Annotated in this window: 12 protein-coding genes and 1 other RNA gene; 6 read left to right on the top strand and 7 right to left on the bottom strand. The window is 63.9% G+C overall.

The features are described 5' to 3' along the window. The first annotated feature begins 223 nt into the window (after window positions 1-223). Complete coding sequence (locus MKZ40_RS10370; RefSeq protein WP_175088941.1) at window positions 224-1,093, top strand: outer membrane protein OmpK; 870 nt, start codon at window positions 224-226, stop codon at window positions 1,091-1,093. A gap of 103 nt (window positions 1,094-1,196) precedes the next feature. Here the strand turns inward: MKZ40_RS10370 and MKZ40_RS10365 are convergent, their stop codons facing one another. Further along, the gene (locus MKZ40_RS10365) at window positions 1,197-1,922 is read right to left on the bottom strand and encodes a DUF3157 family protein (RefSeq protein ID WP_175088942.1); all 726 of its coding nucleotides are present in this window, start codon (window positions 1,920-1,922) and stop codon (window positions 1,197-1,199) included. 9 nt (window positions 1,923-1,931) lie between these two features. Next, window positions 1,932-2,603: a ribose-5-phosphate isomerase RpiA gene (gene rpiA / locus MKZ40_RS10360; protein WP_175088943.1), complete on the bottom strand. Its 672-nt coding sequence runs from the start codon at window positions 2,601-2,603 to the stop codon at window positions 1,932-1,934. 236 nt (window positions 2,604-2,839) lie between these two features. Between rpiA and ilvA the strand changes: the two genes are divergently transcribed. Further along, window positions 2,840-4,363 carry a threonine ammonia-lyase, biosynthetic gene (gene ilvA, locus MKZ40_RS10355; protein WP_279878201.1) on the top strand — a complete coding sequence of 508 codons (1,524 nt, stop codon included), beginning with the start codon at window positions 2,840-2,842 and terminating at the stop codon, window positions 4,361-4,363. Between the two features lie 765 nt (window positions 4,364-5,128). Here the strand turns inward: ilvA and MKZ40_RS10350 are convergent. From MKZ40_RS10350 to MKZ40_RS10340, 3 genes are all read right to left on the bottom strand, one after another. Continuing rightward, entirely contained in the window at window positions 5,129-5,845 is a 717-nt protein-coding gene (locus MKZ40_RS10350; RefSeq protein WP_175088945.1) for a 5-formyltetrahydrofolate cyclo-ligase, read from the bottom strand. A 22-nt stretch (window positions 5,846-5,867) separates the two neighbouring features. After that, a non-coding RNA gene (gene ssrS, locus MKZ40_RS10345) (6S RNA) lies at window positions 5,868-6,050 on the bottom strand. Window positions 6,051-6,123: 73 nt separating this feature from the next. Next, on the bottom strand, window positions 6,124-6,501 hold the full coding sequence (locus MKZ40_RS10340) for a cell division protein ZapA (protein ID WP_175088946.1): 378 nt from the start codon (window positions 6,499-6,501) through the stop codon (window positions 6,124-6,126). Between the two features lie 260 nt (window positions 6,502-6,761). On the opposite strand from MKZ40_RS10340, the gene MKZ40_RS10335 reads away from it, so the two are divergent. The 4 genes from MKZ40_RS10335 (at window position 6,762) to MKZ40_RS10320 (ending at window position 11,733) form a co-directional block, all read left to right on the top strand. Then, entirely contained in the window at window positions 6,762-7,403 is a 642-nt protein-coding gene (locus MKZ40_RS10335; protein WP_064503223.1) for a UPF0149 family protein, read from the top strand. A gap of 176 nt (window positions 7,404-7,579) precedes the next feature. Then, window positions 7,580-8,923: a Xaa-Pro aminopeptidase gene (gene pepP / locus MKZ40_RS10330; protein ID WP_175088947.1), complete on the top strand. Its 1,344-nt coding sequence runs from the start codon at window positions 7,580-7,582 to the stop codon at window positions 8,921-8,923. Between the two features lie 4 nt (window positions 8,924-8,927). Then, window positions 8,928-10,190: a 2-octaprenyl-6-methoxyphenyl hydroxylase gene (gene ubiH / locus MKZ40_RS10325; RefSeq protein WP_175088948.1), complete on the top strand. Its 1,263-nt coding sequence runs from the start codon at window positions 8,928-8,930 to the stop codon at window positions 10,188-10,190. Window positions 10,191-10,407: 217 nt separating this feature from the next. Continuing rightward, the gene (locus MKZ40_RS10320) at window positions 10,408-11,733 is read left to right on the top strand and encodes a UbiH/UbiF/VisC/COQ6 family ubiquinone biosynthesis hydroxylase (RefSeq protein WP_175088949.1); all 1,326 of its coding nucleotides are present in this window, start codon (window positions 10,408-10,410) and stop codon (window positions 11,731-11,733) included. Window positions 11,734-11,943: 210 nt separating this feature from the next. Here MKZ40_RS10320 and MKZ40_RS10315 read toward each other — a convergent pair whose 3' ends face one another. Then, entirely contained in the window at window positions 11,944-13,329 is a 1,386-nt protein-coding gene (locus tag MKZ40_RS10315; protein ID WP_175089067.1) for a S41 family peptidase, read from the bottom strand. A gap of 235 nt (window positions 13,330-13,564) precedes the next feature. Continuing rightward, window positions 13,565-14,734, bottom strand: a complete 1,170-nt coding sequence (locus tag MKZ40_RS10310) for a peptidoglycan DD-metalloendopeptidase family protein (protein ID WP_175088950.1) — start codon at window positions 14,732-14,734, stop codon at window positions 13,565-13,567. Window positions 14,735-14,752: the final 18 nt, after the last annotated feature.

Here is a 14,752-nt window from a genome sequence, read left to right as displayed (position 1 = left end):
AGTGTGAAACGGTTCACATTGTCGTCGATGGCACGTTGATCATCCTCGAAATGTCGCTCTGTCGTTTTTGCGAGGAAGTGCTAACATCGCCGCCTTTCCGGACTGGGCCCCTGCGAGTTTCACTCCCGCGCCTTCGTCGGACTTCATGGCGACAAGACCCGCTCAGCGGGCAAGACCACAAGAATTCGAACAGTCTCATCATTCAGGACAGGACCGTTACGCGATGACCATGCTCAAGACCCTCGCGGCCAGCACTCTGGCTGCCACCACGCTGTTGACTGCTGCAGCACCGGCGCAGGCTACTGACTTCAATGGCGATATCCACGCCAATGATTACAAGTGGCTGACCTTCAACCTGATGCGCAGTGAAGACAACCGCCTGCCGTTCCGCAACAGCGAAGATACCTACCTGGAGATGGAGTTCGGCGGCCGCTCAGGCATCGTCGATCTCTACGGGTATGTCGACTTCTTCGATATCTTCGATGATGGATCGGATGATCAGAACGGTAATGACAACTTCTTCGCCAAGCTGGCGCCGCGTTTCTCGCTGGACGCCATGACCGGTTACGACCTGTCCTTCGGACCGGTGGATGAGCTCTACATCGCCACCGTCACCAACATTGGTGATAATGCGAGAGATGAGAACGGTGTTGGTAGTGGCCTGTGGGAGCACTACGTCGGCCTGGGCAGCGATGTGCAGGTGCCGTGGTTCGGCAAGATGGGCTTCAACCTCTACGCGCGTTACGTGCGTGAGAACTACGGCGGTGAAGACGAGAAGAAATGGGATGGTTACATGGCTTCCACCAACTGGTTCAAGCCGTTCGTCAACTTCGAAGATGGCAGCTTCATCGCCTATCAGGGCTACCTGGACTACAAGTTTAAGGCTGACGAGGTGGGCAGTGCAGATGGCCGTAGTGTCAACAGCATGGAGTGGTTCAATGGCATCTACTACCACACCCAGCGTATTGCACTCGGTTACGGCCTGAAGTACTACAACAACATGGCGTTCTTCACCGATGGCTCCACTGCCACCGGCGTTCGCCAGGACACCACCGGCTTCGGCAACTACTTCAGCATCAACTACAAGTTCTGATCACCGCATCGCTCTCGCTGAGCGACCGGCGCTAAAACAGAAACGGGAAGCCCTCAGGGCTTCCCGTTTTTTCGTCTGGCGCCTGAAGACCGGCATCTGGAGATCAGCGGAACTCCACCTCGGTGACTTCCACGCGCACCAGCTGACGTGACCACTCTCCTTCGGGCAGCGAGACGCGTACCTCGCGGCTATCGCGTGTCTGGCCGGGGCGCAGGTAGGTCTGGGGCAGACGATATTCACCGACCCACAGTGGCACCTCACGCGTCGCGAGCAGATGGCCATCATCGGCGTACAGGCGGAGTCTGGCCTGCACGCCGATGACACTCTGGCCGGCGGTGTTGTCGAGGCTGAACTGCAAAAGCGCCTCGTCATCCTCTTCGCTCACCGAGGACAGACGCGCGACCAGACCATCGCGGTGGCCTTCACTCAACAGCCGCGGATTGGCCAGCGCGCTGCTGTTGAGGCGTGACGCGCTGTCAGGCGCCGCGTTGCTGCCGTTGGCGGCGGCCGCTCCGGCTGATGGTGAGGCCGAGTCGCCCGGCGCAATGACCGCCGCCGTCACCGGCACGGCCGTCGAGGTCGGCACCAGCGCGCTGCCAGCGCCAGCTTCCCCGGACGGTTGTGTGGTCGGGGCGGACGCGGCCTGCACCTCATCCAGCTGATATTCCCAGCTGTGGTCCGGCTTGAGCAGGATCTTGACGCCACTGTCGAGCGTCACGGTGACTGGCTGGCTGATCGGCAGGCTATCGGCCAGCGCCAGCGGACTTGCGCTGGCTGCCAGCAGCAGTGCGGTCGCCAGGCGCAGTCGTGGGCGCAGATTCATCGTCATGCCAGCTCCTCAGGCAGTGATGCGTTCGACGCCACTTTCGCGTCCCACCAGCAGCACATCAGCACCGCGTGCCGCGAACAGACCGTTGGTGACGACACCGACGATGGCATTGATGCGCGCTTCCATGGCGATCGGGTCCTCGATAAGGAAGTTGTAGCAATCGAGGATGCGGTTGCCGTTATCGGTCAGCACGCCATCGCGGTAGACCGGGTCGGCACCCAGCTTGACCAGCTCACGCGCGACATAGGAGCGCGCCATCGGAATGACTTCCACCGGCAGCGGGAAGCCGCCGAGAATATCCACCTGCTTGGAGCCATCGGCGATGCACACGAAGCGCTCGGCGCAGGCCGCGACGATCTTCTCGCGGGTCAGCGCGGCGCCGCCGCCCTTGATCATCGCCAGGCATGGGTCGATCTCGTCGGCACCATCCACGTAAACCGGCACGGTGCCGACATGGTTGAGTTCGAAGACGTCGATGCCATGGCCCTTGAGGCGCTCGGCAGTGGCTTCGGAGCTGGCGACGGCACCGGCGAAGTCGTGACGCACTTCCGCCAGCGCATCGATGAACAGATTGGCCGTCGAGCCGGTGCCGACGCCGATGATGGTGTCGCGGCTCAGCAGTGGGCGAATCTCGTCAAGGGCGGCGCGGGCCACGGCCTGCTTCAGCTCATCCTGGGTCATATGATACCTCGGGTTGGTGGGGCGGTGGTGAAAGTGGGTATTGGCGCGGTCTTCCCTGCGTGGCCAGCAGTTTATCGCCGACAGGCGCTGGAAACGGCTTGACGTGAAGCGCAACGCCGGAAAACGCCACATTATAACGGCAAACCCCGCGATGGCGCTGGACGCTCTCGCCAGCGGTCTGATAACAATGGGGGTTCGGTCGCGCTCATGCGGCCTGCGCTGTGACACATCAGGACATTCCTATAATGCTCGAACATTACGTCAAGAAAATCCTGTCGGCTCGTGTCTACGAGGCCGCCCATGAAACTCCGCTCTCGCCGGCACCCTTGTTGTCGCGCCGTTTCGGCAATCACATCTTCATCAAGCGTGAAGACCTGCAGCCTGTCTATTCCTTCAAGATTCGCGGCGCCTACAACAAGATGGCCCAGCTGACGGATGAACAGAAGGCGTGCGGTGTGATTGCGGCCTCGGCCGGCAATCATGCGCAGGGCCTGGCAATGGCGGCCAAGCTGATGGGCGTCAAGGCAGTAATCGTGATGCCGCGCATTACGCCGGAAATCAAGGTGCAGGCCGTGCGCGAGCGCGGCGCGCGGGTGATTCTCAAGGGCGATGCCTTCCCCGAGGCACTGGCCCACGCGCGTACCCTGATGGACGAGCACGGCTATACCTTCATCCCGCCCTATGACGACCCGGATGTCATTGCCGGCCAGGGCACCGTCGGCATGGAAATCCTGCGTCAGCACCCCGGCAAGATCGATGCGATCTTCGTGCCGGTCGGCGGTGGTGGTCTGATCGCCGGTGTCGCGGCCTACGTGAAGTACCTGCGCCCCGAGATCCGCGTCATCGGGGTCGAGGCGGAAGATGCCGCCTGCCTCAAGGCCGCCATGGAAGCCGGCGAACGCGTGGTGCTGGACCAGGTCGGCGTGTTCGCCGAGGGCGTGGCGGTCGCGCAGATCGGCGCGGCACCGTTCGAGCTCATCCAGCACACCGTCGATGAGGTCATCACCGTCAATACCGACGAGATGTGTGCAGCGGTCAAGGATATCTTCGAGGATACGCGCGCCGTCTCCGAAACCAGTGGCGCACTGTCACTGGCGGGCCTCAAGAAATACGTCCAGCAGTCAGGCGCGGAAGGGGAGACGCTGGTCTGCATCAACTCCGGCGCCAACACCAACTTCGATCGCTTGCAGCACATTGCCGAGCGCACCGAGCTGGGCGAGCAGCGTGAGGCGATTCTGGCCGTGACGCTGCCGGAGCGCCCGGGGGCCTACAAGCAGTTCTGCAAGGTGATCGGCAAGCGCATGGTCACCGAGTTCAACTATCGCTACGCCAATCCGGAGGAAGCGCATGTCTTCGTCGGCGTGCAGGTCAAGCCGGGTGGTGAGGACCGTGCGGCTGTGGTCGAGAAGCTGCGTGAGGCGGGCTATGCGGTGGAAGACCTGACCGACAATGAACTGGCCAAGCTGCACACGCGTCATCTGGTCGGTGGGCGAACGACCAGCGATCTCGAGGAAGAGGTCTATCGCTTCGAATTCCCGGAGCGCCCGGGAGCCCTGATGAATTTCCTCACTCACCTGCCGGCGGACTGGAACATCTCGCTGTTCCACTACCGTAACCACGGCGCGTCGCATGGGCGGGTATTGATCGGCATGCAGATCCCCAATGGCGACCGTGTGCGTGTCGAGGAATATTTCAATGAGATCGGCTATCGCTTCTGGAAAGAGAGCGACAATCCCGCCTATCGCCTGTTCCTGTCCTGAGCGATGGGGCGATGACGGCTATATGAGTCATTGGCGTTGAAGGCGGCGAGCTGAGGCGCGACCCATCATGCTGCATTGGTCACATTCGTGGATAGAAAAGCCCCGTCCTTCACGTGGAAGGCCGGGGCTTTTTCATGCGTTTCCGGCGGGCATGCCGCAGGAAATTCCACATTTCATGCCAGGTGCGAAAAAGAACGGTGTTTCTGACTGAAGCTCTGGTCGGCAGGGGTGACCAGACATCAAAAGCTGCGTGGAAAAGCGTCCATTCAAACGATTGCATGGTGATTGTCATACAGAAGTCAGATGCCTATCATCTGGTCACTGTCAGGAAGACAGTCATCGACAACCGTCACGCGAAAGCCACTGACGATATAAGAAGAAGCCCGCTCTCATGAAACGTAAGCCCGATCTGGTCATGGCCCTGGTATTCATTTTCGGGATTGGTGTAGTGGCAACCGGCTACGCCCAGACCGTAATGGGTTCCTGAATCCTGCGCTGCTGCCCTCACCGGCGGTAGCGGTGCTGCTGGCGCCAGTCTCTCTGGCGCCACGCCCCGATGACATGACCTTCCTTCTGTCAGGCTTTTCAACTCCCAGCTTTCCAGCTCCCCGACTTCCCCTCAGCTTGCCCCCATCTGACTTCACTGAGTTGCTGCTTCGCCTCCTCGCAAACAGCCCCCTTTCTGCCTGCTTTTCCCCCTCGCGCTCTACTGTCTCTCAGTCGCCTCGTGGTCGTGCCATCGATCTCGTCAAAACGCCCAGCGTCTCATTCAGCACGAGCAGGGCGTACGACTTCGCGATCACTGACGATGGCATCCAGCGGAATGTCCCAGGGCTGTACCGGCAGGGCGGGGACCTTCTGGCAGTGATGGGCGAGACCGATCAGCAGTGGCCTTGGGCCGGGGCGGCGGGTAAAGGCGAAGCTGCGATCATAGAAGCCGCCCCCCATGCCGATACGAGCCCCGCGCCCATCGAAGCCGACCAACGGCATCAACACGATATCCAGCGCCCAGGCAGGCAGGCGCCGCGCCCTGGAAGCACCATGACGGGTGTCCGGTTCGGCGATGCCGAAGCGATTGCTGACCAGGGGTGTCTGGCCGTCGTAGCGCACGAACCATAGCGAATTGGCCGCGAATGGACGCAGTACCGGCAGATAGACCTTCGCCCCTCGTCGCTGCAGCCAATCGCACAGGCGCGTGGCATCGATCTCGCCATCGTAGGGCAGATACAGGGCGACGTGGCGGGCGCGCAGCAGTTCCGGCAGCCGTTTCAGCTGACGCAGGAGCGCATCTTCGGCTTGCAGGCGAATGGCAGGCGGTAGCTGACGGCGGCGTTGGCGCAGCAGACGGCGAAGCGCACGACGGTCGGCCTGAGGGTGATCGAGCTCGCTGGGCAGCGCCCAGAGCGTGGTATCGAGTGCTGCAGAAGGGAGTGGCGAGCGTGGGCTCGCGGGTGCGGCATAGACCGCGGGGGGCTTGTGCATGCCTGACAATCTCCGTCAGACAGGGTTCTCCAAGGTGCCGGTGTTACCGGGGGCCCTTGAACCCAGCGGTTCAAGGTGGGTAGTCCCGCGCAGCGCATCAGGCGTTCCGACGCACGGACATGCACACAGCACTGCGCAGTGGACTCCCTGGGAATAGCTTATAAGCTCGAGGGACATCGGCAACTGTCGTACACCCCAGAGAACTCATCCAGTCTACCAAACCCCGCCTGCCTGCCCAAGGGCTAATCCTGTCGGGAACAATCTGTTGCCTGAATGTATCAGTTGTTTGATTCTGAAGCGTTTTTACGCTCAGCAGCGCGCGCCTTCGCCTGATCGGCATAGTCGGCTGGCAGCTGACTGAGCGCGGCATCCAGTTGACGGTCCAGCGCGGTGAGGCGAGTCTCGAAGTCGTGCTGCAGGGCGCGCTCGCTGTCACGGCTGTTGATCAGCTCATGTGAGATATTGAGCGCGGCCATCAGGGCGACCTTGTCGGCGCTGATGGTGTTGCCGCGCTGCTGGATGCCTTGCATGGCGAGATCCAGATAAGCCGCCGCACGGGTCAGGCCATCTTCCTCGCCGGGCTGACAGCTGACGGTATAGCTGCGGCCGAGCAGGCTGATCTCGGTGGTATTGCGTGGGGTGGCGGAATCGCTCATGTAGATCCTCTCGGGCCTTGTCCGGCGTCATCCAGATTGATGCCGACGTCCTGCTGTCAGTGCGTCACCGTCGCAGTCAGGACGGCAAGCCAGAAGGAGGGCCAGTGCGGTAAGATGGGGGCATTCTCGAGCCACTATAGAGAGCCGCTTCTGGAGGGTCAACGCGCCGCGCGGCGCGGCTGCCTTGTGTTGCAGCACATCCTCCAGATGCCATTCTCCCGCTACAGAACCACTTCTCACTGACTCAATGGGGCCGCATCATGGCGATCATCAACGATACCTTCGACTTCTCGCTCGTCGCTGACCACTTCCTGGCTCACGGCAGCCTCAACAATCCCTCCTTCCTCGACGGTCAGCTGGTAGCCGCACTGGCGCTGGATGACATCAGTGCCGAGGATTGGCTGGCGCGTGTCTGCGCCTCGCTGGGGGTAGAGCAGCCGGCCACGCGTGAAGCTGGTGAAGTCTTCCTCACCTGGCGCACGCGCAATCAGGAGCGTCTGGCCGCCAGCGAGATGAGCTTCGAGCCGCTGCTGCCGGATGACATGTTCTCGCTGGCCGAACGCGGTCAGAGCCTGCGCGAATGGACGCTGGGCTTCCAGGAAGAACTGGCCGGTGCCGATGACGATGTCCGCAGTGGCTGGAGCCAGGCGCTCAAGGATGCGCTGAGCGATGTCGAAGCCATCTCGAGTGGCCTCGCCAACGCCGAAGACCTCGACGACGACAACGCCGAGGACGAGGCCGACCTGTTCGCGCTGGCTGACCATGTGCGCATGGCGGCCTTGCTGCTGTATACCGAGCAGCACCCGGGCAACCCGGACGTCGAGAAGCCCAGCGATGACCAGCTGCCGGAAGGCGGTCTCGAGGGCAGCCTTGGCGTCAGCTCGCGTACCGACACCCACTGAGTCAGTATCTGTAGCAGCATCTGCTCAATCGCTAGCCACTGAATCGATGGTCACCCACCACTTGCACCGCGTCCGACGCAGGGCTGGTGCAAGAGGGCGGGTGACCCCATCTACAGCATCACGCCTGTTTGTCATTCGAACGCGCCATGCCCGGCGGGTTCTCGACGGAGATTGCCATGACTGCCCCAGCCATCCTGCCCGCACCTGCTGCCCTGACGGCAGAGGATTTTCGTGCACGCCGCCAGCGCCTGATCGCGCAGCTGCCGCAGGGGGCTGCCGCATTGGTGGTCTCGTCGGGCCTGGCCCAGCGCAACCGCGACAGTGAATACAGCTTCCGTCAGAACAGCGACTTCCACTATCTGACCGGCTGGCCGGAACCCGAGGCCGCCTTGCTGATGCTGCCCGGACGCGCCGAAGGCGAGAGCGTGCTGTTCTGTCAGGAGAAGGACCCGCTGGCCGAAGCCTGGACCGGCATCCGCATCGGCGCCGAAGGTGCCGTCGCCACGGCAGGCTTCGATCAGGCCTTCACCAATGAGGCCCGTGATGAGGTGATGGCTAGCCTGCTGGATGGCCGCGAGCGCCTTTATGTACTGTTCGAGGATGATGAAGCTCTGGCGCTGGCTCAAGCGCTGCGCGATGAGCTGGCCGCCGCGGTGCGTCGCGGAGCACGACCGCCGGCCGCCTTCGAGGATCTCGCGCCGCTGCTGCATGAGCAGCGCCTGATCAAGGATGAGCGTGAACTGGCACTGATGCGTCACGCCGCCGAGATTTCTGCGCGCGCGCATGTGCGTGCGATGCAGATCAGCCGTCCCGGCCTGCACGAGTATCATCTGCAGGCCGAGATCGAGCATGAATTCCAGTGGCAGGGCGCGCCGGCTCCGGCCTACACCAGCATCGTCGGGGCGGGCGTGAATGCCTGTGTGCTGCACTACATCGAGAATCGCGCGCCGCTGGAGGATGGTCAGCTGGTATTGATCGATGCTGGCGCCGAGTACGCCCTGTATGCCGGCGACATCACGCGTACCTTCCCGGTCAATGGCCGCTTCAGTGAGCCGCAGCGCCGTCTGTACGAGATCGTGCTCAAGGCGCAGGAGCGCGCGGTGGCCGCCGTGGTGCCGGGTGCAACGTTGGTGGGCATTCACCAGCAGGTGGTGCATGACCTGACCACGGGGCTGGTCGAGCTGGGCCTGTTGCAGGGCGAGGTTGAGGAATTGATCGAGAGCGATGCCTACCGTCGTTTCTATCTGCACTCCACCTCGCACTGGCTGGGGCTGGATGTGCACGACGTGGGCAGCTATCGCGAAGCGGGTGAGCCACGCCCGCTGGTGCCGGGCATGGTGCTGACCATCGAGCCGGGTCTCTACATTCCGCAGGACGGCGACATTCCCGTCGAATATCGCGGCATCGGCATTCGCATCGAGGACGACGTCGCGGTGACTGCCTCTGGTCACGAGGTGTTGAGTCATGGCGTGCCCAAGTCCGTCGAGGCCATCGAGGCGCTGATGCGCGCGGAGGCCTGACGTCATGAGCGAGCCTGACGCCATGAGCGGGCGTGATGCCGAACACTTCGACATCGTGATCATCGGCGGCGGCCTGGTGGGCGCCAGCCTGGCCTGTGCGCTGGCGCCGCTGATGGCGCGTGTGTCCGACGAGAAGGGCCGTGAGGCCGCAGCGTTGCGTGTCGCCGTGATCGAGGCCAATGAGCTGCCCGCCGCGACGGCAGATGCCCGGCGCTTCCAGCCAAGTTTCGATGCACGTGCCAGCGCCATCGCGGCGGGCTCACGTCAGCGGTTCACCGACTTCGGGGTCTGGGAGGCGATGTGCGAGCACGCCACGCCGATTCGCACCATCCATGTCAGTGAGCGTGGCCTCCTGGGTGCGACGCGCATGCGAGCCTCCGAACTCGAGGTGGCCGCGCTCGGCCACGTGATTCCCAATGCCTGGATGGGCCAGGTGCTGCATCGCCAGCTGGCCGAGCTGCCGCTGGCCTGGTATTGCCCGGCGCGCGTGGCAGAGATTGCTGTCACGGCACAAGGCCATCGCCTCACGCTCGAGGATGGTCGCCTGATCGAGGCTGAGCTGACCGTGCTGGCGGATGGCGGTCGCTCCGGACTCAAGGAGCGCCTCGGCATCCACAGTGCGGCGCAGGACTATGAGCAGCATGCCTTGATCGCCACGGTGGAGATGAGCCAGCCTCACCTGGGAGTCGCCTATGAGCGCTTTACCAGTGAAGGCCCGATGGCCCTGCTGCCGCTGGCCGGCAAGCGCATGGAGCTGGTGTGGACGCGCTCCCCCGCTGACACGGAAAGCCTGATGGCGCTGCCCGACAGCGACTTCCTGCAGGCGCTGCAGCGCGCCTTCGGTGAACGCGCCGGACGCTTTCGCCGTGTCGGGCAACGCCACGCCTATCCGCTGTCGTTGGTGCGTGCCAGCGAAGGCACACGCCCCGGCCTTGCGGTGCTCGGCAATGCCGCCCACGCCCTGCACCCGGTGGCAGGGCAGGGCTTCAATCTGGCGCTGCGCGGCGTGACCGACCTGGTCGCGGCCATCGAGGCGGGCCTGACGCGTGGCGAGTCGCCGGGGGCCACCAGCGTGCTGAGTGACTTCGAGGAGCGTCGCGGAGCGGATCGCGACAATGTGGTGCTGTTCAGCGATGGCCTGATCCGCCTGTTCGGGGTCGAGAGTCGCTGGTTGGGGCATGCACGGGCAGCGGGCCTGATCGGACTCAATCTGGTCTCGCCGCTCAAGCGCCTGTTGGCCAGGCGCTCGATGGGTATTGAGCGCTGAGGTTGGTAAGTGCTCGCTGACTTGGCTCGTGGGCAGAGCCTCGCAGACAGGGCGTCACTGACAGGGCCTCACTGACAGCGCCTTGATATCTAACCACGAGACAGGGCTTCGAAATCAGGGCACGAGATTGGTCTTCGAGATCAGGCTACGAGACAGAACTTCGAGACAGTACTACGAGACAGTACTACGAGACAGTACTACGAGACAGGGAGCAGGCATGAAGGACGGTCGATCAGCAGGTAGCGCACATGATGCCGATGTCGCCATCGTCGGTGCCGGTATCGTCGGTGCCACCCTGGCGTTGCTGCTGGGGCAGGCGGGGCTGCGGGTCATGCTGGTCGAGGGTCGCGAGTCCGCGACCCGCTGGCAACCAGATAGCGCCCCCGAGCCACGGGTGAGTGCCTTGACGCCGGTCTCTCAGCAGCTGTTGAGCGGCCTGGGTGTGTGGCCGACCATCGCCGCCAGTCGTCTGATGCCCTATACCGGCATGCAGGTGTGGGACGCGGAGGGCAATGGCGAGATCCAGTTCAGCGCCGAGGACAGCGGCGTGCCGGTGCTGGGTCATATCGTCGAGAACCGGGTCACGCTCGCCGCGCTGGAGCAGGCCATCGATACCTGCCCTGCGATCACGCGCTGCTTCGGGGCACGTGTAGCAGGTATGGCGCTGCCACGCTCGGGCGCTACCTCAGTAGTGAATGCTTACCAGCTAGAAGCGGCGGAAGTGACCAGCCTGACGCTGACCGATGGCCGGACAGTCACTGCGGCGCTGGTGGTTGCGGCGGATGGTGCGCGCTCACGGCTGCGCGAGCTGGCCGGGATCGCCACGCGGGAACACGACACCGGCCAGGTTGCGCTGGTGGCCACGGTGCGCACCGAACTCGCGCATCAGGCCGTCGCGCGTCAGCGCTTCCTGCCGACCGGGCCGCTGGCCTTCCTGCCGCTGGCCGTCAATGACGCCCTGGCTCAGCCGGCTGAGGGAGCCTCGGCTGCAGAGCGGCATTGCTCCATCGTGTGGTCGACCACACCAGAAGAGGCTGAGCGCCTGCTGGCACTGTCACCAGCGGCATTCTGCAGTGAGCTGGAAGACGCCTTTGAAGGCCAGCTGGGCGCCATCGAATGGGCGAGTGAGCGCTTCAGTTTCCCGCTGCATCAGCGCCACGCCGAAGACTATGTGCTGCCGGGGCTGGCGCTGGTGGGGGACGCCGCGCATGCCATTCACCCGCTGGCAGGGCAGGGCGTCAATCTGGGCTTGATGGATGTGGCGGTGTTGGCAGACGAGCTGTTGGCAGGGCATCGCCGCGGGGTGGCGCTTGGCGATGAGCGCTGGCTGGCGCGCTATCGTCGCCGGCGTCGCAGCGACAATGCCATGATGCTCAAGATGATGGATGGCTTCCGGCTGTTGTTCGGCAGCCGTCAGCCGGGCGTACGTCTGCTGCGCAACTTCGGGCTTGGTTTCGTCGACGGCCAAGGCGAGTTGAAGCGTATCCTGATGCGTCAGGCAATGGGGCAGCGGGGTGAGTTGCCTGCCAGCTGCAGGCCGTAACAAGAATGAAGGTGATGTAGTATCTGTGTTGCCGGGTATGTGGGCGCAAACTATCATCGCTTGGGCGCAGGATTGACCGACCGCTGCCACACATGCCGCTGCATGTTTCTATACAAGTGCGTATGTCATGCCCCCTGCAACGACAAGGCCCCGCCAGATGGCGGGGCCTTGTCGTTGTGGCCTGATGATCTGGTGACCATGGCGTGATGCTTACTCGTCGCTTGTGGGCACGGTGGCCTTGAGCGCCGCGCTGCGCCCCAGCACGTTCATGCCCTTGAGCAGATTGAGCGCCTCACCCAGCTGATAGTCGCTTTCCGCCACTACCGGGCTGTCGGGTGCCTTGCTGCTGGCGGACTCGCTGGCGGCGTTGGCATTGTCGAGGCGCCCCTCGAGGTCAGCCTCACGCACGCTGAAGTCACGCCGCGTGTCGCGCTCGAGACGACCTCGCACGACCTCCACATCCGGGCGAATGCCCTCGGCCTGGATCGAGCGTCCGCCGGGCGTGAAGTAGAGCGCGGTGGTCAGCTTGAGCCCATCGCCATTGCCCAGCGGCATCACTGTCTGGACCGAGCCCTTGCCGAAGCTGTCGGTGCCCATGATGATGGCGCGGTGCTGGTCCTGCAGCGCGCCGGACACGATTTCCGCGGCCGAGGCCGTGCCGCCATTGATCAGCACCACCAGCGGGGTGTCGCCCGCCGGGGTATCGGGTCTGGCCGAGAAGGAGAGCTCGCTGTCGGGCAGGCGGCCTTCGGTGTAGACGATGCGGCCACTGGACAGGAACAGGTCACTGATCTCGACGGCGGCCGAGAGAAGCCCGCCGGGGTTGTTGCGCAGATCCAGCACCAGCCCCTTGAGCGGCTCACCATCGTTGTCTTCCTGCAGTCTGGCCAGCGCCGTGTGGGCCTCGTCACCGGTCGCGCTCTGGAACTGGCTGATGCGCAGATAGCCATAGCCCGGATCCAGCAGGCGCTGACTGACGCTGCTGCTCTTGATGATGGCCCGTTCCAGCACCACTTCGCGCGGCATGTCGGCGCCCTCGGACAGAATCAGCAGCCGAATGCGAGAGCCTGCCTCACCGCGCATCAACTTGACCGACTCCGACATCGACAGGCCATCCAGCGGCGTATTGTCGATCTTGAGGATGACGTCTCGCGGCTGCAGGCCCGCGCGGGCCGCCGGGGTGTCATCGATGGGGGCAATGACGGTCAGCTGACCATCGTCGCCGGTGCCGACCTCGATACCGATGCCGCCAAACTCGCCGTCGGTATTCTCGCGCAGGTCCTGCCAGTCCTCCTGATCCAGATAGGCGGAGTGCGGGTCCAGCCCTTCGAGCATGCCGCGCATGGCATTCTTGAGCAGCGTGCGGTCATCGACCTGATCGACGTAGGTGCGCTTGATGCGTTCGAAGATCTCGGCGAAGGTGCGCAGCTCATCCAGCGGCAGGTCAGTGCCCTGACGGGCGTCCTGAGCGCTGTCGACCGGCGCGGTGACATCTTCTGCACTGGCCGGCAGTCCGCCACCCAGCAGGGCAAAACTCAGCGGCACGCTGACCGCCAGCTGACGCAGGCGGCGCGGGGCAGGACGGAACGGCGACATTGCAGACATGCGATTTCCTTCTCGACGGATACTGACTCGACTGGTACCGAAATGCGCTGAGCGCCGGGGCCGGATGTCGAGGCATGTCAGGGGACACACCTCCCAGCATGCTCGCAGTCACAGGCTACTGCGAGCATATCCCGCGCGAGTGCCTGGCGACTAGCCCGCTGGGTAGCGGTGGCATTCAGCGTTGTCTGACAATCAGACGATGCGCGAGGTGCCGCTGCCAGGCACTTCAGCGGCGCGAGAGCCAGCGACTCGGGTCTGTCGGCTGACCGCTGCGGCGCACTTCGAAATAGAGCGCCGGGCCATCGCGCCCGCCGCTACTGCCGACGCTGCCCAGCTGCTGGCCACGTGACAGGCTGTCGCCCGGGCCCACGCTGAAGCTTGCCAGGTGGGCGTAGAGCGTCAGCACGTTGTCACCATGATCGAGTATCAGCAGGTTGCCATAGCCGCGCATCCAGTCCGCGAAGACCACGCGACCGGCGTGCGGCGCCGTGACGGCGGTACCCTGCGTCGCGCGAATCAGCACGCCATCACGGTTGACGCCCTCGCCACGCCCATAGGCGGAGATCACCTTGCCTGGCGCCGGCCAGTCCATCTTGCCCATTGCACGCGTGATGCGGGTCTTGGGCGGCGGTGCGCTCTTGATCGACTTGAGGCGCTTCTCGAGGGTCTGTATCAGCTGATTGGCATGTGCGCGGTCCTGGTCCAGTTCGGCGATCTTCGCCTCATGGCTGGCATAGCGTGCATCCAGTTTGCGCAGCAGGGCGGCGCGTTCATTCTGTTGCGCGATCAGCTGACTGGCCTGCCGCTTGAGGTCTGCCTGTACGTCATCCAGGCGCGTCTGGCGGGCCAGCAGCTGCGCGCGGGTGTCGGCCAGTGACTGGTTCAGCTCGGCCAGGCGCTCCAGCGCCGCGCGCCGTGATTCGCTCAGGTGGTTCAGATAGATCTGCAGGCGCTCAAGGCGTGCGGGGTCATCCTGGTTGAGCAGCAATTTCAGTTCAGGCTGACGACCGAGGCGATAGAGGGCAGCCATCTCTTCGGCGACCGCCGCCTTCTGGGCCGTCTGCTGCTGACTGAGGGCTTCACGCTTGCGCGTCAGCGCCACCAGCTGCTGCTGGATGTCATCGCGCTCATCCTCGAGCTTGCCGGTCTGCTGGCGCGTGGCGTTGAGCTGGCGCTCGATCTTCTCCAGCCCGTTGCGGGTGTCACTGCGCCGCGCTGCCGTGGCCTTGAGCTCGCCCTGCATCGCCTGGATCTCGCGCTTGAGGCGCTTGAGGTCCGCCTCGGAGGCCTGCTTCTTCTGGGTCAGAGTGGCGGTGTCGTCAGCGGCCAGCGCAGTGGCGGACGTTACGGGGGCGAGTGCCAGCGGGGCGAGACTCAGCAGCCAGGCAGACAGCACAACGCCGGAGACTCGGCT

The organism is Cobetia sp. BMC6, from assembly GCF_029991385.1.
GTDB lineage: Bacteria > Pseudomonadota > Gammaproteobacteria > Pseudomonadales > Halomonadaceae > Cobetia.
The sequence above is the reverse complement of the archived record's forward strand: the minus strand, read 5'-3'. Positions and strand labels throughout refer to the sequence as shown.

Bases quoted from the DNA above. Each gene is read 5' to 3' on its own strand.
- pepP (WP_175088947.1), top strand. From the start codon at position 7,580: ATGACTGCCCCAGCCATCCTGCCCGCACCTGCTGCCCTGACGGCAGAG.
- MKZ40_RS10315 (WP_175089067.1), bottom strand. From the start codon at position 13,329: ATGTCGCCGTTCCGTCCTGCCCCGCGCCGCCTGCGTCAGCTGGCGGTC.
- MKZ40_RS10370 (WP_175088941.1), top strand. From the start codon at position 224: ATGACCATGCTCAAGACCCTCGCGGCCAGCACTCTGGCTGCCACCACG.
- MKZ40_RS10340 (WP_175088946.1), bottom strand. From the start codon at position 6,501: ATGAGCGATTCCGCCACCCCACGCAATACCACCGAGATCAGCCTGCTC.
- MKZ40_RS10350 (WP_175088945.1), bottom strand. From the start codon at position 5,845: ATGCACAAGCCCCCCGCGGTCTATGCCGCACCCGCGAGCCCACGCTCG.
- MKZ40_RS10320 (WP_175088949.1), top strand. From the start codon at position 10,408: ATGAAGGACGGTCGATCAGCAGGTAGCGCACATGATGCCGATGTCGCC.
- ubiH (WP_175088948.1), top strand. From the start codon at position 8,928: ATGAGCGAGCCTGACGCCATGAGCGGGCGTGATGCCGAACACTTCGAC.
- rpiA (WP_175088943.1), bottom strand. From the start codon at position 2,603: ATGACCCAGGATGAGCTGAAGCAGGCCGTGGCCCGCGCCGCCCTTGAC.
- MKZ40_RS10365 (WP_175088942.1), bottom strand. From the start codon at position 1,922: ATGACGATGAATCTGCGCCCACGACTGCGCCTGGCGACCGCACTGCTG.
- MKZ40_RS10335 (WP_064503223.1), top strand. From the start codon at position 6,762: ATGGCGATCATCAACGATACCTTCGACTTCTCGCTCGTCGCTGACCAC.